The organism is Roseovarius sp., from assembly GCF_040223625.1.
Taxonomy (GTDB): domain Bacteria; phylum Pseudomonadota; class Alphaproteobacteria; order Rhodobacterales; family Rhodobacteraceae; genus Roseovarius.
This window is the reverse complement of the sequence record NZ_JAVKFX010000027.1, coordinates 159,225-182,622: the sequence shown is the minus strand read 5'-3', so window position 1 is coordinate 182,622 and position 23,398 is coordinate 159,225. Positions and strand designations below refer to the sequence as shown.

General features: G+C 60.7%; 27 protein-coding genes and 1 tRNA gene. 3 read left to right on the top strand and 25 right to left on the bottom strand.

Annotated features, from left to right (window positions below; all coding sequences use genetic code 11):
• The 25 genes from RLN94_RS08215 to RLN94_RS08095 all read right to left on the bottom strand — a co-directional run.
• A protein-coding gene (locus RLN94_RS08215) for an IS630 family transposase (protein WP_350168776.1) occupies positions 1-907 on the bottom strand; the annotation gives its coding sequence in 2 pieces (ribosomal slippage) (positions 1-563 and positions 566-907; 905 coding nt annotated over the 2 pieces). This gene is flagged as partial in the annotation.
• Positions 908-1,090: 183 nt separating this feature from the next.
• Entirely contained in the window at positions 1,091-1,354 is a 264-nt protein-coding gene (locus RLN94_RS08210) for a hypothetical protein (RefSeq protein WP_350065561.1), read from the bottom strand.
• 64 nt (positions 1,355-1,418) lie between these two features.
• Positions 1,419-2,572 (bottom strand): IS3 family transposase gene (locus RLN94_RS08205; RefSeq protein ID WP_350065563.1). Its coding sequence is split into 2 segments (ribosomal slippage): positions 1,419-2,320 and positions 2,320-2,572, totalling 1,155 coding nucleotides; the frame shifts between segments, so codons are not numbered across the junction.
• Positions 2,573-2,618: 46 nt separating this feature from the next.
• Entirely contained in the window at positions 2,619-3,101 is a 483-nt protein-coding gene (locus RLN94_RS08200; protein WP_350125263.1) for a hypothetical protein, read from the bottom strand.
• A 92-nt stretch (positions 3,102-3,193) separates the two neighbouring features.
• Positions 3,194-3,700: a hypothetical protein gene (locus RLN94_RS08195; protein ID WP_350065567.1), complete on the bottom strand. Its 507-nt coding sequence runs from the start codon at positions 3,698-3,700 to the stop codon at positions 3,194-3,196.
• A 55-nt stretch (positions 3,701-3,755) separates the two neighbouring features.
• Positions 3,756-3,953, bottom strand: a complete 198-nt coding sequence (locus RLN94_RS08190) for a hypothetical protein (protein WP_350065568.1) — start codon at positions 3,951-3,953, stop codon at positions 3,756-3,758.
• A gap of 258 nt (positions 3,954-4,211) precedes the next feature.
• Entirely contained in the window at positions 4,212-4,739 is a 528-nt protein-coding gene (locus RLN94_RS08185; RefSeq protein WP_350065570.1) for a hypothetical protein, read from the bottom strand.
• 72 nt (positions 4,740-4,811) lie between these two features.
• Complete coding sequence (locus tag RLN94_RS08180) at positions 4,812-5,282, bottom strand: hypothetical protein (RefSeq protein ID WP_350065572.1); 471 nt, start codon at positions 5,280-5,282, stop codon at positions 4,812-4,814.
• Positions 5,283-5,619: 337 nt separating this feature from the next.
• Positions 5,620-5,970, bottom strand: a complete 351-nt coding sequence (locus RLN94_RS08175; protein ID WP_350065574.1) for a phage tail protein — start codon at positions 5,968-5,970, stop codon at positions 5,620-5,622.
• The gene (locus tag RLN94_RS08170; protein WP_350065576.1) at positions 5,970-8,300 is read right to left on the bottom strand and encodes a hypothetical protein; all 2,331 of its coding nucleotides are present in this window, start codon (positions 8,298-8,300) and stop codon (positions 5,970-5,972) included. The genes RLN94_RS08175 and RLN94_RS08170 overlap by 1 nt, the downstream gene beginning before the upstream one ends.
• A gap of 11 nt (positions 8,301-8,311) precedes the next feature.
• Positions 8,312-9,964, bottom strand: a complete 1,653-nt coding sequence (locus RLN94_RS08165; RefSeq protein ID WP_350065578.1) for a terminase large subunit — start codon at positions 9,962-9,964, stop codon at positions 8,312-8,314.
• A 2-nt stretch (positions 9,965-9,966) separates the two neighbouring features.
• Positions 9,967-10,353, bottom strand: coding sequence for a P27 family phage terminase small subunit (locus tag RLN94_RS08160; RefSeq protein WP_350065580.1), 387 nt, complete (start codon positions 10,351-10,353; stop codon positions 9,967-9,969).
• Positions 10,354-10,527: 174 nt separating this feature from the next.
• Positions 10,528-10,845 (bottom strand): phage head closure protein, encoded by a 318-nt coding sequence (locus RLN94_RS08155; RefSeq protein ID WP_350065868.1) that lies wholly within the window; start codon positions 10,843-10,845, stop codon positions 10,528-10,530.
• 2 nt (positions 10,846-10,847) lie between these two features.
• A complete protein-coding gene (locus tag RLN94_RS08150; RefSeq protein ID WP_350065582.1) occupies positions 10,848-11,267 on the bottom strand; it encodes a DUF3168 domain-containing protein in 420 nt (139 codons plus the stop codon).
• Positions 11,264-11,683 (bottom strand): HK97-gp10 family putative phage morphogenesis protein, encoded by a 420-nt coding sequence (locus RLN94_RS08145; RefSeq protein ID WP_350065584.1) that lies wholly within the window; start codon positions 11,681-11,683, stop codon positions 11,264-11,266. The genes RLN94_RS08150 and RLN94_RS08145 overlap by 4 nt, the downstream gene beginning before the upstream one ends.
• Positions 11,670-11,969, bottom strand: a complete 300-nt coding sequence (locus tag RLN94_RS08140) for a head-tail connector protein (protein ID WP_350065586.1) — start codon at positions 11,967-11,969, stop codon at positions 11,670-11,672. Before RLN94_RS08140 ends, RLN94_RS08145 begins: the two co-directional genes overlap by 14 nt.
• Positions 11,969-12,403, bottom strand: coding sequence for a hypothetical protein (locus tag RLN94_RS08135; protein WP_350065588.1), 435 nt, complete (start codon positions 12,401-12,403; stop codon positions 11,969-11,971). The genes RLN94_RS08140 and RLN94_RS08135 overlap by 1 nt, the downstream gene beginning before the upstream one ends.
• 346 nt (positions 12,404-12,749) lie before the next feature.
• The gene (locus RLN94_RS22235) at positions 12,750-13,022 is read right to left on the bottom strand and encodes a spike base protein, RCAP_Rcc01079 family (RefSeq protein WP_433963186.1); all 273 of its coding nucleotides are present in this window, start codon (positions 13,020-13,022) and stop codon (positions 12,750-12,752) included.
• Complete coding sequence (locus RLN94_RS08125; RefSeq protein WP_350065590.1) at positions 13,013-13,642, bottom strand: hypothetical protein; 630 nt, start codon at positions 13,640-13,642, stop codon at positions 13,013-13,015. The genes RLN94_RS22235 and RLN94_RS08125 overlap by 10 nt, the downstream gene beginning before the upstream one ends.
• A 7-nt stretch (positions 13,643-13,649) precedes the next feature.
• Entirely contained in the window at positions 13,650-15,203 is a 1,554-nt protein-coding gene (locus RLN94_RS08120) for a phage major capsid protein (RefSeq protein WP_350065592.1), read from the bottom strand.
• Positions 15,200-15,520 (bottom strand): gene transfer agent family protein, encoded by a 321-nt coding sequence (locus RLN94_RS08115; protein WP_350065594.1) that lies wholly within the window; start codon positions 15,518-15,520, stop codon positions 15,200-15,202. Before RLN94_RS08115 ends, RLN94_RS08120 begins: the two co-directional genes overlap by 4 nt.
• Positions 15,517-16,695: a phage portal protein gene (locus RLN94_RS08110; RefSeq protein ID WP_350065596.1), complete on the bottom strand. Its 1,179-nt coding sequence runs from the start codon at positions 16,693-16,695 to the stop codon at positions 15,517-15,519. Before RLN94_RS08110 ends, RLN94_RS08115 begins: the two co-directional genes overlap by 4 nt.
• Positions 16,696-16,859: 164 nt before the next feature.
• Entirely contained in the window at positions 16,860-18,347 is a 1,488-nt protein-coding gene (locus RLN94_RS08105; RefSeq protein ID WP_350065598.1) for a hypothetical protein, read from the bottom strand.
• 71 nt (positions 18,348-18,418) lie between these two features.
• Positions 18,419-19,984, bottom strand: a complete 1,566-nt coding sequence (locus tag RLN94_RS08100) for a DUF6538 domain-containing protein (protein WP_350065600.1) — start codon at positions 19,982-19,984, stop codon at positions 18,419-18,421.
• Positions 19,985-20,075: 91 nt separating this feature from the next.
• A tRNA-Ile gene (locus tag RLN94_RS08095) sits at positions 20,076-20,152 on the bottom strand.
• A 294-nt stretch (positions 20,153-20,446) separates the two neighbouring features.
• Between RLN94_RS08095 and purM the strand changes: the two genes are divergently transcribed.
• The 3 genes from purM to rnd all read left to right on the top strand — a co-directional run bounded on the left by purM (position 20,447) and on the right by rnd (position 23,384).
• Entirely contained in the window at positions 20,447-21,493 is a 1,047-nt protein-coding gene (gene purM / locus RLN94_RS08090; protein ID WP_350168769.1) for a phosphoribosylformylglycinamidine cyclo-ligase, read from the top strand.
• Complete coding sequence (gene purN / locus RLN94_RS08085; protein ID WP_350125282.1) at positions 21,490-22,101, top strand: phosphoribosylglycinamide formyltransferase; 612 nt, start codon at positions 21,490-21,492, stop codon at positions 22,099-22,101. The genes purM and purN overlap by 4 nt, the downstream gene beginning before the upstream one ends.
• Before the next feature lie 125 nt (positions 22,102-22,226).
• Positions 22,227-23,384, top strand: coding sequence for a ribonuclease D (gene rnd, locus RLN94_RS08080; protein WP_350125307.1), 1,158 nt, complete (start codon positions 22,227-22,229; stop codon positions 23,382-23,384).
• Positions 23,385-23,398: the final 14 nt, after the last annotated feature.

Genomic DNA, 23,398 nt, shown 5'->3' with positions numbered 1-23,398 from the left:
GAGAACATATCGCAGATGTCTCCGAGGACTTCGAAGAGGTCTGTAAAGGTTCTGGCGCCGATCCTGCGCAGGTGCGCCTTGAGTTTCGAGAAGGCTTGCTCGATGGGGTTCAGGTCCGGGGAGTATGGCGGCAGGTAGAGGAACCAGCACCCGGCCTGCCGCAGCGCCTCTGCCGCCTCGACGTTGCGGTGCGTGGCAAGGTTGTCGAGGATGACGACAGTGCCAGGGTGCAGTTCCGGCACCAGCACCTCGCGGACATAGGCGGCGAAGGCGGGTCCGTCCATCGCGCCCTTGATCACCCAAGGCGCGATTAGCGTCTCAGCCGTCAGGCCGGCGATGAATGTCTGCGTGCCCCAGTTTCCGAACGGCGCATTCATCTGCAGCCGCTGCCCGCGCGGGGCACGCCCCCGCAGGCGCGTGAGGTTCGTCTTCACGGAGGTTTCATCAATGAAGACAAGACGTTCGGGCTGTGCCCGCATGGCGGGCATGCGACGCGTCTGCCAATCCTGGCGCGCGCGCCTTACCTTAGCACGATGGCGCTCGGTGGCCACCAGCGACTTTTTTTGTATGTGAAACCGAGACGCGACAGTAGGCTGGCAATCGAGGAATGGTGGACCTCGACGCCTTCCGCCGCCGCCAGCGTATCGCGCAGTTCATACAGCGTAATGTCAGGATCCTGGGCGACAAGTTCCTCGAAAAAGGTCTGGTAAGGCGCCAGCTTGCCCCGGCCCTTGGGGCGGCCTTGCGGCGCGGGAGCCGCATGCCCACACGTCCGGATCGCCCGCGCCCACCGCGCGCCTGTCGCCGGCGAGAGCCTCAGGCGCAACGCCGCCGCTCGCCCGCTCAAGCCTTCCTCGATATACTGCTGAAACCGCGCACGAAGCGCCTTCGGCAAAGGTGCTGACATGATCCGATCCTCCCAGGGAGAGGGAAGCACAATCAGCGTCTTCTGGGAATCCCCGGCGATTCAGGTTTTCATAGAAACGCTCTAAGTTTAGTTTCTGTGGCGCCTACTGATCGGTGGGATTCACCAAAGTAAAAACCCGCCAGCGTGGGCTGGCGGGCTATCGTGACTCATTTGCTGGAACGATTACGACAGATTGAATTCTGCTTTCAGCACCGGGCGAATTCGACGGGCTGCGCCTGCGTAGGTGTGGCCCTTCTCTTTCCACTGGTTGAACTCGACGTAATTACCAATCGCGTCACCTACGTCGTCGCGCGCATTGATCGGCATCTGGGACTTGTCATTCCAAACCTCTCCACATGCCTGATACAATGTCATTGCAGTTTCAGTTTTGGGAAACCGGATATAGTAATCGAGGGCTTCGCAAAAGCGGTTTCGTTTCTCGTTCATTTTCCCACCCTCTTTCGAAGTGGGTTGAGCTACTCCCCATCGGTTGGACTGTATCTGGCGTAATTTAAGCTACTCTTTGCGCCTGCTGATCGGGTTGGTTGATATCATTTCTCTGCCAATAGACCAGCGCCGGTGGCTTGCCGCCGAGGGCTGAGTGAGGACGCTGGTGGTTGTAGAAGGTCATCCATTTCCGGATGGCCGCTTTCGTCTCTGATCCGGTCTCCCAGGCATGCAGGTAGACGCATTCGTATTTCAGGGTTCGCCACAGCCGCTCGATGAAGATGTTGTCGAGGAATCGGCCTTTCCCATCCATCGAGATGCGCACGCCGGATCGGCGGAGCCGGTCGGTCCAAGCGAAGGACGTGAACTGGCTGCCCTGATCCGTGTTCATGATCTCGGGCGGGCCGAACTTGTGGATGGCCTCGTTCAGCGCTTCGATGCAGAAGTCGGCCTCCAGGGTGTTCGAGATCCGCCAGGACAGAACCTTGCGCGTGTGCCAGTCCATGATCGCCACGAGGTATAGGAACCCGCGCCGCATGGGCAGGTAGGTGATATCCGAGCACCAGACCTGGTTCGGACGATCCACGCGCAGCCCTTTCAGAAGGTAAGGATAGGTCTTGTGTCCTTTCGCCGGCCTGCTCGTGTTGGGCTTCTGGTAAATCGGCATCAGCCCCATGAGGCGCATTAGCCGGCGTATCCGCTTCTCGTTCACCAGATGCCCGTCGTTGCGCAGGTGCCACGTCATTTGCCGGACACCGAAGAACGGCGTCTCCAGGAACTGCTCGTCGATCAGCCGCATCAGGCCGAGGTTCTGTTCGGTCTCTCCCTTCGGCTCGTAGTAATAGGACGAGCGCGCGATCGACAGCAGCTTGCACTGCTGACCGATGGACAGCCGGGGATGGTCAGGCTCGATCATGCCGCGCCTCACTTTCCGCCCCAGGGCTTCAGCTTTCGTTCCAAAAAAGAGTTGGCCACCGCCAGCTCCCCGATCTTGGCGTGGAGCTCCTTCACCTGCTCCTCGTCGATCTCGGGTCTCTTGCGACCTCCACGCTCGAACACGCCGGACGCGCCTTCGAGCAGGGCTCGCTTCCATTGATGGATCATCGTCGGATGCACTCCGAACCGGCTCGCCAGCTCGGACGCCGTCTCTTCACCCTTCAGGGCTTCCAGCGCGACCTTCGCCTTGAACTCGGGCGCGTGCTGCTTGCGTTTCGACATCTCTGATCTCCTTCTCGTCGAAGATCAGCAGACTGCAAATCGTAGCTTACGTCACTGTCCGAATTTCAGGGGGTAGCTCAGGTAGCTCAGACTGGGAGTTCGCTTCTGCATTGTTGAAGATTATATCCAGCTCCGCGTCATCAAGCATTAAAGCCTGCGTAGCGTCCCATAAGGAATTGAACTCCCGCGAGATAATCTTGAGCCTCTTTAAGAGCGCACTAAGCTCATCAATAGCAAATTCCATATCGGCCGCCGGATCATCGGATTCGCTCAATTCATCGAGCATGGAACTTCCCAAGTTTGACGGGACGCAGTGCGCGTCGTAGATAGGCTCGCCAAGGATTGCGCTCGGAGTGTCAGTAACTCCGTTTCCTTCGAACAAAATAGAATTAGGTCCAGCGCGCAACGGCGCGTCAAGAAATCGTTCGAAAAGTTCCTTCTCAGTCATCGTTGCGAACATGAATTTGTTCATGATATGGTCATGCTTAGACTTTGCGATGATTTCGAGGAGTCTCGGGTTGAGTGCCATGCTAGTTTCCTTCTGATTGGCGTCTCAATTAAGCGGTTCGGTCTGGCGTCGAGTGTGAGAATTTGGTTGCCAGACCGGCCGCTGCTTAAGGGCTAAATGCCCGTTACCTTCCACTGTGGGAAGTCCTTGCGGACCCGCTTTTTAAGCAGGTCGAGCATCTTGTTGAGTTTCACGGCCTCGTCGATAGCCGTGGTCCTGTCCGTTGTGTCTGAGCTCCCAAGCTCGGCGAGGCGAGCTTTGAGTTGCTCGCGCTCATAATTATTCACCACGTTGGCCAGCTCGCTCGCTGCATCAATCAGGCATTCGATAATCACCTGAGCGCGCCCAAGGGCGCCCTTGGAACCGGGGAAGGGGTTGTCGACGCCGGCGATGACTTCTTCGAGGGCAAAGGCTTCTGGATCGCGCTCGTCGTCAATCAGCGGCGCTTCGAAGCCTGCGAGCCCTAGGGCGATCTCGACATTCTGGTAGTTGCCCTCGCGTTCGAGGAACTCTGAAAATGTTTCGCGCAAGTAGGGATAAGCGCTATCGGGTGCCGCTCTACGTTCGGCAAGCTCGCGCTCCCTGTAAGCTTTTTGTTTTTCGGCAGGTGTGAGTGCCATGGTGCACCTCTGTTATTGTTCAATAGGGTCTTGGTAACGGTACCGCGTAACCGTGTCAATCAGATAATGCATCACCCCGCACGAATTCCGGCCAAACACCTCCGACCTCGCCAAGAGTGCGCACGACTTCAGTTTCGGCGTCGGTGCCCTCGCGCTCGAAGGGTGACGCGACCAATTGGGTGAGCGCCGCCTTGAGCCGCGCATAGACAATGTCGTTGAGGTAGATTTCGGTGGGCTCGATAGATGCGTTCATGTGTGTGTTCCTTGTCTGGTCAGGGGCAGTAACCAGATTCATTGCACACGCGGAATCAACTGATCAAGCGAAAAGTACCGCCTAAGTCATTGTTTTTATTGTAAGTAAGTTCTGACTTAACCACCGCCCCGACGAATGTTGACTTACATCCTAAGGTTTCTCAAAGGGGCCGGGGCGGTGGTGTGAGAGGCGGGACACAACCACCTCAATAGTGTTATAATATAACAACGCATTGCCAGATGCAAGAATAGTGTAGACCTAGAATTTCCCGTAATCCGGATTACCCAGGTAATCGTTCGAGCGTCCAAGTGCCCGATCCGCTTGAAGCTTACGCAATCCCGCCGCGATTTCTTCGGCGGTCCACCCGGCGGCTTCCTTGCGCTTGCGAAACTTTCGATCTGCTTCGCGGTCCTTCGTATCTTGAGAGGCTTTCATGCGGTTCCTTTGCATTCGCTTGGCCGCCCGCTCTTGCACGATCTTCTCGCGCTCGGCTTTCGTCTTGGCGTCGATCTTGTGATAAGCCCGAACTTCCCGGCCCTGATCCGCCAGCACCGCCGCCGCGTATTGCTCGCGCTGGTTTTCTTTCTGCTGCTCATACTCTGCCGGGTCCCGTTCAGTTTTCCACCTGCGCGCGTTCCGCTCAGCCTTAGCACTCTCGTTGTCGGCCTTTATTGCTGCCTTCGCGGCTTTGACCGTAGCCAAGAGATTGGGCGAGACGCTGGAATTTTTGTTCGTCGACCCATTTTGGGCGTGGCGCTTTTCACCATTGCTGCTATATTGAGCCATACGTGATGTTCCTCCAAAAGTAGCCACGTATTCAGTAAGGGGCCGGTGTTGCCGCACCGGCCCTTTCTCGTGTTAGTGGGCGACCGTCGACCGGGCGACCGCGTTGTCCAAGAGGTCTGCGAATTCCTCCGCCAAATCGTGCGTGAAGTTCTTCTCAGGTGCATTCATCGGGATGGCGATCTTGATGGAATTGCCGCGACGCCAGATAGCAAAGCTGTTGGCGTGAGTGTCGGGGTCGGTCAGGTGCGCGTTCTTCTCGCCAGCGTGTTGGCCGTCGAGATATTCGCGGACTGCGTCGGCAATCTTCGCGGCGGCGTCGAAGCTGAATCCAGTGGTTGGGCTGTTGGGGAAGCGGATGGCGAGGCCGTCCGCGAGCACGTTCACCTCGACTGAGGGAATGTTGTGCTCGGTCTCGGTGTGCTCATAGAGAAGCTTCATCAAGGCGCCCACGGCACCGCTCAGGGAAGTTCCCTTGGCCGTGGCTAGATTGCGAAGTTGCTGCGCGCGATCTTCCGGCAGGCGAAGTTGGACAAGATTGGACATACGAGGGGTCTCCGTTCATCGTTGCCCTAATGTAACATGCTGCATATTAAATCGCAAGACCCGGAAGTGTGTCCGTTCGAATTTCTTTAGACGGCCAGAATGGGCTGTCCGTTCGAATTTCTTGATTGTTATGTATATATCTATCTTAAGAGTATAAATAAACAGTCCAAGAAATTCGAACGGACACACTTACCCGGTCACCCTCATTGGGCGGCTGCGCCGCCCCTGCGCGGCCTACGGCCTTGCTGCCGGGCTGGCGCCCGGCAACTACTCTCATACCGCGACCGGAAGAGGGTGGGGGATTATTCAAGCCCATCCCGGTCGCGGTCTCACCCACTCACTCTCCCGGCCCAAACGATTGCACGAGCGTGCAGGAAGCCCTCCAAGGTGCCGCGTCTGAGACCGTCCACGTCTCGCACGTCCACAAGAGGGCTTCCGGACGCCCACGCGGTTGAAACCAGAAAGGGATGTATCCGCCATGCGTCTCAAAGAAGGTGCGGATCGTGACCATCTGCGGTTCCGTAAGCCCGTGCCAGCTCAGTTCCATACTCTCGCGGATATGGTTGAGCCCACGCGGTGACGCCTGCACATACCCCTCGCCGAAGTCTGCGCGGTTGAGCGTGACCTTAGGCTTGAACGAGGTGCCGGGTGAGGGCCGCACGGGCGGGTTGAAGGTTTGGAGCGCCATCACCGGCCACCCTTCTGCGCCAGCATGTTACCAGGACGAATTTGTTTTTGAATCTCTGAAACCACAACGCCACGCATTGCACGCTCCATCTCCTTCGACATGCGCTTGGCAAGGTCTTCATTCTGCTGGGGCGTTCCGGCGCTGCCCTCGACATGCACCGGGGCATTGATCGTCACGTTCATACCCGCCAGCGACTCAGAGCGCGCCGCTGAGCCGCCCCTAAGGGTTTTCGGACCTCCTACCAGCCCGCCAGCACTAAAGCCCGTCAGTGCGGCCCTATGGAGTCGTGAGAGATTCTCCACCCCGACGCGCTTCACGACCTCTTGCGGAAAAACATATTCACCCCGATGAACAACACCAGCCGGTTCGAACTTACCGCCGGGGCCGGTGAAGCCACCACTAGAGAAACCAAAGAGACCGCCAAGAAGCCCGCCGCCGGTCGAGCCGCCGCCAAAGAAAAGCGACTGAAAAAGGCGGGACGCGGCCATGCGCGCCAGATCGTTGATGATCATCAACAGCGCGTCATGGAAGCTATGCGCGCCGGTGATCAGCCCAGTGAAGGCGCTCTCGGCGGTCCCTTTGAGCCGATCCTTAGCGGCCTCGAAATCGCCGATACGTTCCTCGGCCTGCGCGACCGCCTGATCGGCCTGCGCATAGGCTGCGGCCGTCTGCCTGATCTCCTGCCGAAGCTGGGGCGTGATCGTCAGCCCTTGGCGCTGCGCCTCGTTGAGCAACTCGGCCTCGCGCCGCGCGGCTTCGACGGCCGGCGCCAGATTATCACCGGCGAGCGCCACGGCCGCGAGTGCAGCGGCCTCAAGTTCAAGTGCGCGCGTTTCCTCGCGGATGGCCTCGGCCGCTTCGCGGTATTCGTTCGCGCTGCGCCCGCCGCCAGTGTCGCGCGTGTCGGCGGGCACGTTGTCGTGGATCATAGCTGGCGCCGCCCTCGGGCGCAGTGAGGTTGTCGGTGCCTGCGGGGTCGCATTGCCATTATCCTCGCGCCTGCGCCGGTCAGCCTCGTTGCGACCGTCACCGCGACCAGATGCGACATACCCGCCGGGCAACTCGCTGCGCAGTTTCGACGCCTCGCCGATGGCCTCGCGAATGGCAGATGTGAGACTGCCGATACCTTCGATAACATTTGAGAAACCGGCACCGTCGATATTCTCCAATTCTTGAAGTAGTGCGTCAGCTTCGCCCGCCAAATCACTAATCTCAGATGTGAAATCGTCGGCCTCGATCTGTCCATTTTCGAGCTGGCGGGTCAGGTCGTTGATTTCTGTGACGATCCCGGCAACCTCGAACTTCACATCTTCATCGTTGATTTCGAAGACGCGAATTCCATCCGGGCCGGACAGGCGGTTCACCTCGCGGAAAAGCTCGGCGTAGGTCTCGCGCAAATCGACCACTTCGGCCTTGTGCTTCTCAAGCGCGCCGCTGTTCTGTTCGAGCGCGTCGTAAATGTCATCGCCCAGAATGGCGCGCCCCTGCGCCTCGTTATCGAAGACTTGGGCGAGAGACTCGCGCAGGCCTGCCACGTTCGCAATGCCGTCCGCAATCTCGACGGCCACGCGCTTGCCGAAATTGGAAATGCGCCCGGTCAGCTCGCCGAACTTCCGGTCGAGCTCATCGGCCTTGCGGACCACATCATCGCCCAGCACGAAGCCCAGCTCGTGCGCCCGGTCGATTGTCTCACGCAGACCGGCCGCGCCCTGATCGACCAGTTCGACGAAGCGCTCGCCGGCACTGCCGCCGAAAATCTCATCTGCGATGCGGATACGGGCGGACGTGTCCAACCGGCGCAGCCGCTCCATGATCTCAAGCAACAGCTCGCTAGGGTCTTTCAGCTTCTCGCGCAGCTCACCGGCACCGAAGCCCAGCCGGGCAAATGCCTCGGCGGCTGGCCCCTTGCCGGTGACGACAAATTCGTCGGCGCGCAGGTTCAATTCCTTGAGCCCGTCCGTCATCTGGTCGATCCCGATGCGGTTTTCCTCGGCCACGTAACGCCATTCTTGGAAATGCTGAAGGGGCACGCCGGCACGCTTGGCTTCGTCGCCAAGCTGCGCCACTGCGCGCGTAACGTCCGTGATCTTCCGGGCGGTCTGGGCCGATGCGACACCGGCCACCAGCGGCACCGCAAGGCGCTTGAACGCCCCGGCGGCGGCATTGCCGGCCCTCGCATAGCTGGCGCTCATCCTGTCGGCGCTCTGGCGGGCTCGGCGCTCCATCTGTTGACTGGCGCGACGTTGCGCACGGTTGGCGCGCTTAAGGCCTTGCTCTAGTTTCGCGACCCGCGCTTCGACGGGAACGATTAAGCCGGGAAGGTCATTCATTTGCTATTTCCTCAGAAAGTGAAAATCTCGGCGTCTTCGCCGGTATATTGTGAGCGGCTGGTTTCGCCTGCTACCGCCCGGTGAACCGCCATCGCGGCCGCGACCGCCCCGTCGATCCGGTCGACCTTTTTGCCCTTGTGCATTCGGACAAGCCCGGTCGTCTCGTTGCGGGAAACGACAACGGAATCGAAATGATGGCGCAACACCGGGTGGCCATCGTGGCGGATCATGCGGCCGTTGACGGTGCGCTCTAGGTCGCCGGTCGCTACGCCCATGCTCAGGGGCGCTTGTCTCAGCTCCACCACGGGCAGACCATCATCGTGCAAGTGCTGCATAATTTGCCGGGCAAGGGCGGGGTCAAAGGCGATCTCTTGCACGTCATGGCGCGCCGCCAGCTCGCGCAGGTGATCCTCGACGACTTCCGGGTCGATGATCGGGCCGGGCGTGGCCGTGATCAGCCCTTCGTCGCGCCAGCGCTCATAGGGAACGCCGTCACAGTCACTGCGCATTTTCAGGTCGTCGCCCGGCACAAAGAACCACGGCTTGACCGTGATCTGCCCATCATCGTGCAGCCATGCCGCGACCACGGCCGCCGTGTCGCCGTTGCGCGCCATGTCCACGCCGATCCAGCAGGGCAGGGCCTCTAGGTCGGTTTCGTCGTCATCGAAGCGCCGGGCGTCATAGGTGACCATGCTGAACAGCGGGTCGCGGCTGTTCCCGTGCCAGACGTTCAAGTTGAATTGCTGGAACGAATAGCGCTCGGCCGGGTGATCCTGAGCTTCCTTCGCCAGTGAGCGCAAGCCGGGCAGAGACGGGAAGCCATGTTTCAGGCCGGGGTTCACCTTGTGCCAAACCTGCTCATTCTGCCAATCGTCATCGGCCTCGGCGGCGAAGATGATCGGCAAGAATTCCGGGTTGTCGATCTCGCCAAGCGCAACCCGCCGGGCATAGGCATACTGTTCTGCGGCCAAGCTCTCATGGCCACGCCCGGCCGTGGTAGCGATCACGAGCAAGCTGTCGTCGGTCTTGGCGAGGCCGGACTTGAGCGCCTCCCAAAGCTCGCGGCCCTTCCAAGCGTGAATCTCGTCTGCCAGCACAAAGGCCGGCGTCGTGCCGTGCTGGGCGCGGCCGTCGCTCGACACGGCGCGCAACCGGGCACCGCTGGCCTTGTCTGTGATCTGCCTCGCACTGTTGAAGGCGTCGTGAATGCGCGTTGCTTCCACAAGGCGCTGGTCACACCGGATGATTTCGGCGGCTTCGTGGAAGCCAATCCCGGCTTGTTCACGATCCGACGCCGCAAAGATCACCTGACCGGCCGGCCGCTTCTCGGGACCGATCACGTGGAGATGCGACAGCGCCGCCGCCAAGCTGGTTTTGCGGTTGCCCCTCGGGAGCATGAGAAAAACCGTTTTGACGATCCGGCTGCCATCCTTGTGACGCGGACCGTAGATGCGGCGCACGATCCGCTCTTGAAACGAATAGAGTTGGAAGCGTTGCTTTGGCTCAGTGCTGGCAGGATGGCGCAGCCGGCGCAGGAACTTCACGGCGCGCTCACCGTGGCCCAGCGGGTCAGGAATAGGGCTGCCGTCGAAGATCCAGCCCGGATAGGTGCTAGGAGAATGCGAAACGGTTTCGCATTTGGCTTCTATGCAGGTGGCGCTCATCGTTACACCGCGAGCGGGTTGTCGTCGTCGTCATCGCTCGACTGGACAGCGCCGATACGGGCGCGGCTGGTAGGCGTCAGGCCATACTCGGCCGCGAGCTGGCGCGCAGTTTGTGCCGCCCGGTTCATCACGCCAAAGAGCTTCACGTCGATCTGACCGCCGGCGCGATCTTCCTCGATCTGGCGCACGGTGCCGATGCAGATGCAGTAGTTTTCCACGCCAGCCAGATCGGCCTTGGTGATCACGCGGCGCGCAATGAGCTGCGGCATGATCCGCTTCCATTCGGCCTTCGCCTGCGGTGCCAGATACTTGGGCACCGGCGGGGCTTTGGTGAGCGCGTCAGTATCGGGTGAGAGGGGCGGTTTCACGCCGCGCGAATGGACTGACAATTTACTTCTCCAGTCCGATTGAAAAATGCTGAGTTTCGGCTACTCTTTTATTGATTTGAGCAAGCGTAGATTGGTCGTAGCCATGGATCCCGACGGAATACTGGTAATCGTGGCGGTGCTCCTTATCCCGATCGTTGTTGTATTCCTCTTTGCCGTATGACCGTGCGCCGGTAATCATTGGCCCCTCACACACTTCAGCTCTAGCGCCCGGCGGCGGCCGACTGCCTTGATCCGGTCAACATCGTAGGCCTCGCCGGCGTAGCTCACTCGGTCGGCCGTGGTGATCCCGGCGAGGTAGCGGATTCGAAAGATCACGCTGCCACCTTCCGCCTCACCGAAGCCGGCAAGGAATTCGTCGGCCGATTGCTGCACCAGCTCAGCGCGCACGGTCGCCACGGTTGCCCATGTCTTCGACACCGCGCCGCTCGGGGCGACAGTCTCAGTCTCGCGCTCAATCGTGATCTGCCGGTCAAGTTTGCCTGCGCGCAGCATGGTCACGCCCTCCACCTGATCACACCTTCGACGGTGCCAATGCCGTGGCAGTAAGCCCGCTCAGGGTCAGGGTCGCGCACGTAGACAAAGCTGGGGCGCTGATACGTATCAATGCCCACCTCGTTGGTCGTCGGTCGATCCCACAGGGCCACCGCCACGGCGCCGCCAATCTGGCGGGCCATGTCGGCGCCATCTTCAAGCGCCCAGACGTGCAAATCGAGAAATACGCGCGTGAGATAGCCACCGCCACCAGCGCGGCCCAAGTGGATCGTCTGGGGGTTCGCCAAGATGATGCACGGCAGGTTGTCCGGTCGGGTGGAGCCGGCGCGCACGTTGTCAGCGGCAACAAGGTTACTCACGGCCGGGTCACCAATGAGCGCGCCCCTGAGTGCGGTCTGAAAAGCGATACTTGGCTCGATCATGTCTTACCCCCTGCATTCCTGATAGCCTTCCCGATGGCGCGCTGAATCCGACGCATGGCCTTGGGCCGGGCGAGCCGGGCACCGGGGCGAAAGAAGGGCTGCGCCTCTTGCTTCGTCGTGCCGAACTCTTGCAAATGACCATGCCGCACCTTCTCATTGCCGACCGTCACAAGCGCCTGATTGTCTTCGGCCGTCTGGCGCCCGCCGCCTTCCGCATAGGCCGGGGTCGTCTCACCCGGCGCAGTCACGGTAATGGACGCCTGCAAGTCGCCCTCGGCAACCGGGACAAGGGCGCGCATCGCGTCGGCGGTTTCCTCGGCGCCTTTGACAAGGGCGGGGTGAACCTCGTGCAGCACCTCGCGCGGGATGGCCTTCAGGCGGGCTTCGAGTGCCTTCGATTGCTTAGTCAGCGACATGGCCGGTCACCTGACTACGATATGGGGAAAGCAGATCGCGAACACCGAAAGGCACCGGCGCTGTTGTCTGGCCGAAGGATGCGGCCTCGCGTTGTTCGTACCAATAGGCGGCGAGCTGCAACGCCGCTTCGGTCATGGCCGGGTTACTTGCGCTGAAATCGCGACCAGTGAATTTGTAAATCCACTCCTCTGCGGCGCTCAGTTTGTGCGCCAGCAACTCATCATCAAGATCGTGGTCAAGATTGAGCTGCGACTTCAGCAGGGTCAGGGAAGTTTGTGCGGCCATTAGATGGATTCCTTTGCAAAACTTATATTCGATCTGTCTTGTACGGACCTCCCCGCGCCGGTCCCTGTACCCCTCGCAAAATCGGAGACCACCCCCGGCCCTTGGACGCGCGGCTTCCGTCTGGCCCTCTGTTTGCGGCGCAAGCTTAGCTTGTTCGTTGCTGGCCTGCCGTTTTGCCCAACAATCTGTTCTGGGGTCGGTGCATCTGCGATCTGCTTTGCCAGTCGGTCACGCACTACCTCAGGATCAAAGCCGGCATTGGCACAGACGAAGTTGAAATCGTGGTTCGGTTTGGTGATGTATTGGCGCGCTTCCATCAAAAGCCGCATCTTGGTTTCGCGGTTTCCTGAGATACCGCGTGCGCCTTCAAGGGCATCTGCGATTGCCATAGCGAGTACTTCACACCACAGAGCGCGCTGACCATCATGTGTCATGGCTGCGTTCCTGCCGTTGCTTGTGCCGATTGTGATGGCGCGCGCATAGCGGCTGCCAATTGTTGCGATCCCAAAACAGGGTCATGTCGCCACGGTGCGGAATCCGGTGATCCACAACGGTGGCAGGGGCGCAGCAACCCGGCCATGCGCACCGATCATTGACGGCAAGGAACTGGTCGCGTGCCACACGCCACTTGTGGCCGTAGCCGCGTTCTGAGGCGCGCGGCCGGTGCGCATCATGGCGCCGATCACGGGCGCGCTTGGCAGCCTGCTTGCAGGGGCAGACCTCGCCATGCGGCACCGTGCGACCACAAGTGCAGATATGCGGCGGCTTGGGCACTCGACGTTACCAGAACACTGTGATTGTCGCGTTCGGCTTGCTGCCGGTCGCGTGGATTTGCGTGATGCGCGCTTCAAAGAACGTCCAGTAATCCTTGAAATACACGTCAACCGTTTGACCACCCTCGAAGGTTAGGCGGTAATTGCCAGGGTGCGAGAATAGGATTTTGGACGGTATCACCGGCAAGGTTTCGGTGTCGCTTGGGGTCACGACCAAAGCGTTTGAAATAGGGTAGCCGGGAGACCTGCTATACCCGTCATATGGGTCGATTATAGGCATTTGGGTTTAACCTTTCCTTTCAGCGCATGCAGCCCCGCACGGTCAAGTGCCGGGTCATGGCCCTGTTTCTCTATCTGCGCGAGTTGATCGGGGGTGTAGGTGTCGGCGCTCTGGTCGTCGTCATCCTCGGCGGCACCGTGGATGGCCTTTAGCTTGGCCAGATGCGCTTTGAAGGCGTCGGTGATCTCTTGGGGCGTGGCGCTCCAAGCTGTCTCAGGTGGCCAGCCAAGCCAGCCGGTCGCTAGGCCATAAAGCTCACGGTAGACCTCGCACCACGGCATCGGGGCGCCGGTGGTCTTGGCCTTGTGCTGGTCGTCAGGAGCTTCGGGCAGAAGGGCCTGTATCAGGTCAAAGAGGGGCCGTTGTACTGCCAGCATGAAGCCGGAGAGGGGCTGAGTGGCCGCGTAAGCCAAGAGGCGCTCGGCGGCGTCCTTGTCGGCGCTGTAGGAGATGGCGGCGCGCACGGTGCGCGTGTCGAATTCCTCGATCTTGCGCAACAGGGCAGGGAAGCCGCCGTGCAAGCGCTCAAGGTGGGTTGCTGCCTGCAAAGAGGGGCGCAGGAACACGGCATTGCCGCCGTATTCCAGTGCCACTCCTTCATATGCGGACAGCTTAGGCATGGTCGGCTTATGCGGCCATTTTGAGCTTGCGGAAGGCGTCAGGGCGCACAACGCCAGCACCGACACGGCGCCGGGCGTGGTAACGCATCTGGCCATTGGCGCGCTGCGTGTAGGGGTCAGCCAGCACCGCCAGCGACAGGCGGTCATAGATGCGATAGCCGCGCTTGAAGTCGCCAAAGATGATCGGTTCGGCTTCGGCCTCGATATCCGCCATGTCGACGGCCTCGATCACCGGCCGGCCAAGGATCGTCTCAGGCTGGCCCGCCTGATAGGAGGGCTGCCAAAGGTAATTACCGTGGCCGTCCTTCAGGCTGCGGATGTATGCCAGCGTGGCGCCGTTCATCACCCAAGTACCGGCACTGCGGTAGGTGCCGGGTAGGGCATACATCATCGCGATCAGCTCGTCGGGGTCGATAGCTGCGGCGCCGGTCGCATTGGTAGCTGCGATGTTGGCGTTGGCCATAAAGCCGGCCGGCTCAAGGGCGGTGCTGCCGCTGACAAACGACAGGCTCTCTTTCTGGCCGAAGTCCTCGGCGAGCGCGAGATTGACTTCGCTGAGTACGTTGGCGCTGTCCTCAGCGAGCTGAAGCGACATGTCCACAAAGGTCGCGATCTCCTTGATGTTGAGCTCGGCCTGATCGAATGTCGGGTCGCTGCCGGTGCGCGCGCCGGTCTCACCAACCCATGCGGCATTGGTCACACCAGTGCGCTTCGGCAGGATCACCGTTGCGGCCGTGGTGCTGCGCACGTCTGCGATGGCGCGCACGGGGCTGAACTCGACCAGATTGCGGATAAACTCGGAACTGACGTCCTCGGGGGCAAGGATGTGGTTCGCGGTGTCGCTGGCGGTGGTCAGCGATTTCTTCTCACCGGTGGAGAGGTAGTGCGTGAAATCCTTCACTTCCTCGGTGCCCATGGCCGGATTGGCCGGGCCGGTGATCAGCGGGCGGTTGCCCTTGGCTTCCAGCTTGTCGAGCCGCGCCTTGACCTCGTTGAAGGCTTTGGTGTCGATCTGGGGCACTTCGGGCGTATCGTTGGCCGGCGTCTGCGGCTCTTGTTTCTGTTCGATTTCGGTTTCTTCGTTTTCCATGTTCGGGGTCTCCATATGGGGCAGGGGGGTGCCATCGGATTTGATGGAAGTGATCTGCGCGCCCGGATGGCACGGGACGGCAACAACTGAGATTTCGTGAAGGTCGGCCGCAGTGATGTTGCGGCCTTTGGCGTGGCGCTTTGCCTGTTTGGTCACGAAGCCAATGGACAGGCCGGATACCGCCTTGCTGCGGATCATGGCGCGGACCTCGCGGGCGCGCACGACATCATCGACCAGCAAGCGGCCCTTGACGGTCAGGCCTTCGTCGCTTTCGGTGATCTCATCCCAGACACCGACGACTTGGTCTTGATCATGGGCAAAGAGCATAGGCAGGGTGTCGGGCGTGGTGAGCGCGCCCTTGGTGATGGTGTCGCCGACGCGGTCAGGCGACGCGAACGGCCACGCAATGCCGGTGATCGTGCCTTCGTCGGTGACTTGCAGATTGGCTTTGACTTCGAGGCGCTCGGTCATTTGTCGGCCTCTCTGTCGGCAGTGTCGCCGCCCCAACGGGCATCAAGGATATCCATGGCAAGGGGGTAAAGCTCATCAATCGGCCGGTTGCGGCCGTAGGTGTCGGTGAGCTGCATGGCCTGTTCCGGGTTGGCGCCGCCGCCGATCAGGCCAAGCCGGATGATCTCGACCAGATCGACCAGCTTGAATTGCATGTTGACGGCGCGCAGGTAGAGCGCGCCGATACCAAGGTCGGTGATGCGCTCAAGTTCGGAGATCATGGGGTCGGTGAGCGCGAACGTATGTTCGGCGTCACCGAAGAATGCGGAGTGTTTCATTCGGCGGGTTCCTTCCCGGTGGTGGTGTAGGGATTTTGAAGTTTGTCGCCGCCCCCGTGTGGGGGCAGGTTGAGCCCGGCGCGCACCTCGTTGGCGGTAAGCGCGCCCATGCTGCGATACTGGCCATAAGCGGTTGCCCGGGCGGCCGCGTCGGTGGTCAGCAGGTCGTCAGTGATGAACTCGACATAGGCGCCGGTGCGTTCCTCGGGGGTCAGCAGGCACCGGGCATAGGACCACGCCCACGCGGTCAGCCAAGGCTTCAGCGTGATCGTGAAGAACTGGCGGGCCATTTCTTCGGTGTTGCTCCACGTGCCACGGCTCAACTCAAAGAGCATCGTCGGCGGGACGCGGAACACACGGGCGATCTCGCGGATTTGCTCAAGGCGGTTCTCGGCGAACTGGGCATCTGCGAGGGTCATGGACAGCTGTTGATAGTCCATGCCCTCATCAAGAATGGCCGTGTTGCCGGCTCTCCTGCCGCCGTGGGTACTGAACCAGCTCGACGCGACTTTCTTCTTCGACTCCACGTCGAGCACTTTGGTCGACTTGATCACGCCGGAGGGGCGGCCGCCGTTCGCAAAGACGCCGCCGATATGGCCCTCGAAGCTCATTGCCAGGGCGATGGCCTCGCGGCCTAGGGTGATCGGGGAGACGCCGCCAAGGGCTTCGATGCGCAGCACGTCACGGTAGGACATGCGGTCTTGGTCGTTCGCAGTGGTGACGCGGTAGAAGGGTTCGCCGTCCGGCTCGAAGTCGCGTTGCACCATGCCCGGTTCGAGCCGGTGTAGCTCATAGGGGGTGCCGTCGCTGAGGCGGGTGACGTAGGCGTGGCCAGCACCATGTAGCAGCGCATCAAGGGTTAGGGCTTCGCGCAACTCGGCGGCGCTGGTCCACTCGTTCACCTCACTATGGATCAGGCGGTAGGCGGCGTGATCGGTCAGGGCGCTCTTGTCGGTGCGGTCATAGAGCTTGGCCGGCAATGAACCGATGGTTTCGGAAATGAGAGACACGGCGCAGGCCACTGCCGGGACGCGCATTGCGTTGCCGGGGCCAACCGACAGGCCGGACGTGGTAGGGATGGCGCCGAAGAGGGCGAGCGCCTCGGGGTCGGTGAGCGTGAAGGCCTTTTCATCGGCTTCAAAGCCCAGCTTTTTCTTGAGTTTCTCGAATGCCATGCAATCCGCGTCCGTGGTTGTGTGTTGCACAAATAGCACACTTGGAATCGCGGATAAAGACCAATGTTATATCATTACACTTCTTAAGTCTAAACGAGTAATCGTCCTCCTAATTGCGAGGCATTTTCCTTTCCATTTCCCAAAACCCTCACCTCTAGGACAATTTAAACTAATCCGGTGATAGACAACGTAGCGCCCAGAACCAGTCCTGATATCGCCAGCGGAGCCCTCAAGAAGAATTTTTTAATCCTGTTGGTTCCAGAGAAGATCTTTGAAATACACAAGGATGAGATAGCCAAGAGGATTATCGCAAAGTAAAAAAATGTGGTTGGTAGTATACTGGTAATGAAGAGCGTGTTGAACGGCGCACGGTAGCCCTCGATATCCCGACCGACTACTGCAAGGTCAGAATTAACCCCAGTGGCCCAAAATGAAGTTACGGTCAAGAACTGCTCACAACTGTTCAGTATCTCGACTGTACTAGAGTTAATTCTCAGCCTTTTCGTCAAAGCCCCGTCATCGAAACAAAGCGCTATCCGATCTTGACTGAGCTCCGAACCTACAGCGCTTTTGATCAACATTGATAAAGACTGTAGGTCAGTAGGGCCCAATACCGACGCAGGAAACGCATCCTCAAGCATGTCCGTCATAAAAAATGCCGATGTGTAAGCATCGGTCAAAGTACCACCCCTAAATACAGATCCATCTACTTCTGCGTTCAGTTTCAGTATTTTATGCTCGGAATCCTCACTGCCGAAATCTGCGAAGGAATCCATTTTGTTTATCAGTTCTTTGTAGACACGAAGTTCTTCGGGTTGCGAAACAAAAGAAGCTTCCAAATTAGTTAAATTTTGACTGGAGATACCCGTGAATACTGCCGCGCGGACGAGAGCGTCTCTGGGGTCAAAAGTGGAATAATAGTAAACTACAAGTTTTTCGGCGGTCTCTGGTGCTCCTTTTTCGATAAGGGCGCCCGTGATAGGACCCCAATACTTTATTCGGCCAACAAACTCTTCGTCCCGAAGCTCGTCGAATCTATGCCTATCTTCTTCTATATTGATTTCCATGCCCGGTCTGGCGTCTGGGACAACTAGCGATGCTTGGACAGGAGTCCAAACAAACCACTGCACGACGACCAATACGAAGAACGCGTAACATATAATAAACGTGTTCATCGTGACGATTAGATCAGCGCCGATAAAAACAAGCGAGCGAAAGATGCTTCTCGCAGACAAGGATGTTTCAATAAAAATTTTGGTTTGAATTATTGTCAGATAGTCGAAACAGACATTGAATCCTATAAAAGCGGAAAACAACGCAACTTGAAGTCCGTCGAATGGGATATTCGCGAACAGTTCAGGGAACATGTAAAGCTGTATTCCAATGACGATCGCAAACGAGATTACAGAGATCGTTGCAGCAGATGCGAAGAAACCTATTGAGAACAATCTTGAAGAGAAAAAACGACCGAAAATTATTGAATGAGCTCTCTCTAAGAATCTTGAAAATCTCTGGCTAAGGGAGAGGTCGTCACTGTTGGACTCAAGATACTCGGAAAGGCTTTTCCGTTCGGTCGACGAAACAAAAATACTGTCCAAAATTGCGCCCAACCCGCCTAGTAGCGCAATGTCAGTAAGAAACGAGTTAAGCATCGGGAGCTGATCTCATGGATTCGGCTTGCGGAAATACAATCAGTTGTAGAAAAGTGACGCTAAGCATACAACTAATTCATCACGAAGGCATAATTCGGTAGCGCCTCAATCACCCTCTCTTTTGCCTTCAACGTCACGTCGCCGTAGTTGTCGCCGGCTGTCCTGCCAGCATGACCACAAATCGCGTCTGTGACACGATCTGACGCACCAATCTCACGCGCGACGGTCTTGAACCGGTGCCGCCACGCATGGTTAGGCCAAACCCCCTCGGGTAAAAGGCCGGAATTGCGCAGCCATTTGGCGACCTGATCTGATACGCTACTCGCCGCCGTGGCGTATTTCTCGGGATCCTTGCCGGCATGGAACAGGGGGCCGGGCGAGGCGGCTTTGACAAAGTCGGCGAAGCCCAGCTCAATCACCTGGGGGTGCAGCGGCACATCGCGGTAGTTGCCCGCCTTCAATGAACCGGCGTCGGGCGTGATACGGATGATCCACCAGTCGCCCTCTTGGCGCACGTCCTCTTTACGAAGCTGCGTAATCTCTGAAATCCGGGCGCCGGTGAATGCGCAGATGATCGGGCACCATTTCTTCGCGGCCGCTTGGTGCGGCGTCTCACTGCGGCCGACCTCGTTGATTTTCCGCTTGTAGGAGAGGGCGGCGTTGAACACCGCGAGGGCCTCCGCGTCGGTGTATCCTCGTTCGCGGCCGTGCTGGCGGCGCGGTCTCGGCTGTCTCACGGTCGCGGCCACGTTGGCCGGCAGACGTTCGTTTTCTTCGGCCCACCCTAAGAGAGACCTGACCGTCGAAAGGTAGATATCGCTGACCGTCTTGGGGCCTCTTGTCTCCAAAAGTTTGTCGCGCCACGCCAATAGGTCTTTCTTGGTGATCCGCGCCGCATCGCTATGGCCAAGGTGCTGGCGCAGGTTCTCAATCACCGGGTTCTGGCGCCGCCCGTTGTCCTTCATGAAGCCAGCTTGCTTGCGGCTCGCCTTGTAGTCGCTCCAAAGCAGGGCGAGGTTGACCGGCGCAGGGGCATCGTCGGGCGGCTGGGCGTTCTTTATGAGGGGGTCTGAGGGTTGGCCGGCGAAGTCGCCCTCGTCGCGCTCTGCGGCCCTTGCCAGCGCCTCTAGCTCGGCGCTGCACAAGGCACGGGCCACGATCCGCCATTCGTCTGAGCCCGGCTTGGCCGACAGGTTGCCGGCTTTGCGGAATTGCTCGATCTGATAGCCGACCAGCTCGCGCAGCTCGTCGTCGCTGGCCCGGCCGGCGATGGCTTCGCGCAGCCGGGATACCAGAAGCTCGTCAACCGGGACTGAGGCATAGCGTGGATCGTTGCGCAGCTCGTCGTCGAATTCGAGGCGCCGCATGTAGTGACTGTGCGCGATCTGGTCAGGCGCCAGCGGATACCGCGGCGCCCCGATGCTGCGCTTGGTGCTGGCCTTCCGCTCGGCAAGGGCAATCTGGTGCTGTAGTTCAGCGACCGCGCCGGGCAACAGCCTGAGCGCGTGGCGGTAGTCACCGCCCAGCGGGGCGCGCAATTCCGTCTTGCCGACTATCGGGCGCAGGTCTTTCGGCACCACGAGTCGCGCGTGATATCGCCCACTGCGATTGATTAGGTGCCTGACTTTCCCGGCCATTGTCATCCCCGTTTTGTAACCAAAGTTGTAACCATCAAACGGACAAAGCCCTTGAAAGGCAAGGGTTTTGTTTAATTTCAAAGGGATAGTTTGGTAGGCCCGGAGGGACTCGAACCCCCAACCAAAGCGTTATGAGCGCTCTGCTCTAACCAATTGAGCTACAGGCCCGACCTGGAAGAACTGGTAGGCAAGGAGGCGGGGGGCGTCAAGACTTAGCGGGGGTCGTCAAGTCCTGGCGGGGGAGGGAGGGCGACCGCCCCACCGCACGCCCCGTTAACCCGGTCTCCCCACCGAAAAGAACACCGACAAAATACCGACGTTATACCGACGTGATACCGACACCCGGTTTTCCCGCCGTTTCAGCAGGTTAACCCCGATTCCCCGCCCCATGCCACGCAAGGTACTTCCCTTCACGTTACGCATAAGCTAACCCGGCGCCACCAAGCGGCGAGAGGTCTGACGATGAGCAAGGGCAGGAACGGCATCACCTATGCCGAGGCAGGCGTGGATATCGACGCGGGCAACGCCCTGGTCGAGCGGATCAAGCCCGCCGCCAAGCGTACTGCTCGCCCCGGCGTCATGGCGGGCCTCGGCGGCTTCGGCGCGCTGTTCGACCTCAAGGGGGCAGGGTACCAGGACCCCATTCTCGTCGCCGCCACCGACGGCGTCGGCACCAAGCTGCGCATCGCCATCGACACCGGCAATGTCGAGACCATCGGCATCGACCTTGTCGCCATGTGCGTGAACGACCTTGTCTGCCAGGGCGCCGAGCCCTTGTTCTTCCTCGATTATTTCGCCACGGGCAAGCTCGAGACCGAAACCGCCGCGCGGATCATCGAGGGCATCGCCGAGGGCTGCGCGCAATCCGGATGCGCGCTGATCGGCGGCGAGACGGCCGAGATGCCGGGCATGTACGAGGCGGGCGATTTCGACCTCGCGGGTTTCGCCGTGGGCGCCATGGAACGCGGCGCCGACCTGCCGGCAGGCGTTGCCGCGGGCGATGTCCTCCTCGGCCTCGGCAGCAGCGGCGTGCATTCCAACGGCTACAGCCTGGTGCGCAAGCTGGTCGAGCTGTCCGGCCTGGGCTGGGACGCCGATTGCCCCTGGTCCGACGGCACGCTCGGGCAAGCCCTGCTGGCCCCCACGCGGCTCTATGTCCGGCAGGCGCTCGACGCCGTCCGCGCCGGCGGCGTCCACGCGCTGGCCCACATCACCGGCGGCGGGTTGACCGAGAACCTGCCCCGCGTCCTGCCGGACGACACCGGCGCCGAAATCGACCTCGACGCCTGGGAATTGCCCGGGGTTTTCAAGTGGTTGTCCGAGACCGGCGGCATGGCGGAAGCCGAGATGCTGAAGACCTTCAACTGCGGCATCGGCATGATCCTCGTCGCCGCCCCCGACCGGGCCGAGGCGCTCACCGCGCTGCCGCAGGAGGCGGGCGAGACCGTCCACACCCTCGGCCACGTCGCCGAAGGGCAGGGCGTGCGCTACACCGGCGCGCTGCATTGACAAGACGGGTCGCCATCCTGATCTCCGGCGGCGGCTCGAACATGGTGGCGCTGGTCGACAGCATGACCGGCGAGCACCCGGCGCGGCCCTGCCTCGTGCTGGCCAACTCCGCCGATGCGGGCGGGCTGGCCAAGGCCGAAGCCCGTGGCATCCCCACCGCCGTGGTCGATCACCGCCCCTTCAAGGGCGACCGCCCGGCCTTCGAATCCGCCCTCCAGGCCAAGCTCGAACAGGCCGGCGCCGACATCCTCTGCCTCGCCGGTTTCATGCGCATCCTGACCGAGGGCTTCGTCCGCCATTGGCAGGGGCGCATGCTCAACATCCACCCCTCGCTCCTGCCGAAATACCCCGGGCTCGACACCCATGCCCGTGCCCTCGACGCCGGTGACACCCAGGCCGGCTGCACCGTGCACGAGGTCATCCCCGATCTCGACGCGGGCCCCGTGCTGGGGCAGGCCACCGTCTCCATCCGCCCCGGTGACACGCCCGACACGCTGGCCGCCCGCGTCCTGACACAGGAACATATCCTCTACCCGGCCGTCTTGCGCCGCTTCGCCTCGGGCGACCGCGCCCCGCTCACCATCGACGCCCGCGACATGCCCGGATAACCGGCGCCCGCACCCCCGCTGCGGGAGATTTCAACCATCGCCTTTTCTTTGCCGATCTGCTGTCATATACCGTGCCGAACTGGGGGCGAAGAGGCAGAATGACCAAGGAAAAAACCCGTTCGCGGATCACCACCATCACCACGACCGAGGCGCTGGCAGAGTTCTGCGCCCGCGCGGCCGACTGCGATTACGTGACCGTCGATACCGAGTTCCTGCGCGAGCGCAGCTATTATTCCAAGCTCTGCCTCGTGCAGTTGGCGCTGCCGACCCGGGGCGAGGACGATGCCGTTCTGGTTGACCCGATCGCCGGCGACCTGTCGCTCGAGCCGCTCTACGAGCTCTTCCGCGACAGCTCGGTCGTCAAGGTCTTCCACGCCGCCCGGCAGGATCTCGAGATCTTCCACGTCGATGCCGGGGTGATCCCAGAGCCGCTCTTCGACACGCAGGTCGCGGCCATGGTCTGCGGCTTCGGCGAGCAGGTGGGCTACGAGACCCTCGTTCGCCGCATCGCCCGGCAGTCGCTCGACAAGACCTCGCGCTTCACCGACTGGTCGCGCCGGCCGCTGACCGAGGCGCAGATGACCTACGCGCTGGCCGACGTGACCCACCTGCGCGACATCTACGAATACCTCGCCGACAAGCTGGCCGAGACCGGACGCGAGAAATGGGTGGCCGAGGAGATGGAGATCCTCAAGGATCCGGAAACCTACATCATCCGGCCGGAAGACGCCTGGAAACGGGTGAAAACCCGCAACGCCTCGGGCCGGTTCCTCGCCATCGTGCGCGAACTCGCCCGCTTCCGCGAGGACTATGCCCAGACCCGCAACGTCCCCCGCAGCCGGGTCTACAAGGACGACGCGCTGGTCGAGCTGGCCTCGACCAAGCCCGGCTCGCTCAACGAGCTGTCCCGCTCCCGCCTGCTGCTGCGCGAGGCCCGCAAGGGCGAGATCGCCGACGGCATCCTCGCGGCGGTGAAGGCGGGGCTCGAGACGCCCAATGACGATGTGCCCAAGCCCGACCGCTCGCGCGAGAAGCTGCAGGTCAACCCGGCGCTCGCCGACCTGCTGCGCGTGCTGCTGAAGGCCAAGACCGAGGAATTCGGCGTGGCCTCCAAGCTCATCGCCAGCGCCGCCGATCTCGATGCCATCTCCGCCGGCGAACGCGACGTGCCGGCGCTCAAGGGCTGGCGCGACGAGGTGTTCGGCCGCGACGCGATGCGGCTCTGTCAGGGCAAGGTGGCCCTGGCCACCAAGGGCAAGTCGATCGTGGTGGTCGACCTCTGAAGCCCAGATTGGCG

Excerpts from the sequence above, each read along its gene's own strand:
- RLN94_RS08210 (WP_350065561.1), bottom strand. The coding sequence starts at position 1,354 with ATGAACGAGAAACGAAACCGCTTTTGCGAAGCCCTCGATTACTATATC.
- RLN94_RS08200 (WP_350125263.1), bottom strand. The coding sequence starts at position 3,101 with ATGGCACTCAACCCGAGACTCCTCGAAATCATCGCAAAGTCTAAGCAT.
- RLN94_RS08195 (WP_350065567.1), bottom strand. The coding sequence starts at position 3,700 with ATGGCACTCACACCTGCCGAAAAACAAAAAGCTTACAGGGAGCGCGAG.
- RLN94_RS08190 (WP_350065568.1), bottom strand. The coding sequence starts at position 3,953 with ATGAACGCATCTATCGAGCCCACCGAAATCTACCTCAACGACATTGTC.
- RLN94_RS08185 (WP_350065570.1), bottom strand. The coding sequence starts at position 4,739 with ATGGCTCAATATAGCAGCAATGGTGAAAAGCGCCACGCCCAAAATGGG.
- RLN94_RS08180 (WP_350065572.1), bottom strand. The coding sequence starts at position 5,282 with ATGTCCAATCTTGTCCAACTTCGCCTGCCGGAAGATCGCGCGCAGCAA.
- RLN94_RS08175 (WP_350065574.1), bottom strand. The coding sequence starts at position 5,970 with ATGGCGCTCCAAACCTTCAACCCGCCCGTGCGGCCCTCACCCGGCACC.
- RLN94_RS08170 (WP_350065576.1), bottom strand. The coding sequence starts at position 8,300 with ATGAATGACCTTCCCGGCTTAATCGTTCCCGTCGAAGCGCGGGTCGCG.
- RLN94_RS08165 (WP_350065578.1), bottom strand. The coding sequence starts at position 9,964 with ATGAGCGCCACCTGCATAGAAGCCAAATGCGAAACCGTTTCGCATTCT.
- RLN94_RS08155 (WP_350065868.1), bottom strand. The coding sequence starts at position 10,845 with ATGCTGCGCGCAGGCAAACTTGACCGGCAGATCACGATTGAGCGCGAG.
- RLN94_RS08150 (WP_350065582.1), bottom strand. The coding sequence starts at position 11,267 with ATGATCGAGCCAAGTATCGCTTTTCAGACCGCACTCAGGGGCGCGCTC.
- RLN94_RS08145 (WP_350065584.1), bottom strand. The coding sequence starts at position 11,683 with ATGTCGCTGACTAAGCAATCGAAGGCACTCGAAGCCCGCCTGAAGGCC.
- RLN94_RS08140 (WP_350065586.1), bottom strand. The coding sequence starts at position 11,969 with ATGGCCGCACAAACTTCCCTGACCCTGCTGAAGTCGCAGCTCAATCTT.
- RLN94_RS08135 (WP_350065588.1), bottom strand. The coding sequence starts at position 12,403 with ATGACACATGATGGTCAGCGCGCTCTGTGGTGTGAAGTACTCGCTATG.
- RLN94_RS22235 (WP_433963186.1), bottom strand. The coding sequence starts at position 13,022 with ATGCCTATAATCGACCCATATGACGGGTATAGCAGGTCTCCCGGCTAC.
- RLN94_RS08125 (WP_350065590.1), bottom strand. The coding sequence starts at position 13,642 with ATGCCTAAGCTGTCCGCATATGAAGGAGTGGCACTGGAATACGGCGGC.
- RLN94_RS08120 (WP_350065592.1), bottom strand. The coding sequence starts at position 15,203 with ATGACCGAGCGCCTCGAAGTCAAAGCCAATCTGCAAGTCACCGACGAA.
- RLN94_RS08115 (WP_350065594.1), bottom strand. The coding sequence starts at position 15,520 with ATGAAACACTCCGCATTCTTCGGTGACGCCGAACATACGTTCGCGCTC.
- RLN94_RS08110 (WP_350065596.1), bottom strand. The coding sequence starts at position 16,695 with ATGGCATTCGAGAAACTCAAGAAAAAGCTGGGCTTTGAAGCCGATGAA.
- RLN94_RS08105 (WP_350065598.1), bottom strand. The coding sequence starts at position 18,347 with ATGCTTAACTCGTTTCTTACTGACATTGCGCTACTAGGCGGGTTGGGC.
- RLN94_RS08100 (WP_350065600.1), bottom strand. The coding sequence starts at position 19,984 with ATGGCCGGGAAAGTCAGGCACCTAATCAATCGCAGTGGGCGATATCAC.
- purM (WP_350168769.1), top strand. The coding sequence starts at position 20,447 with ATGAGCAAGGGCAGGAACGGCATCACCTATGCCGAGGCAGGCGTGGAT.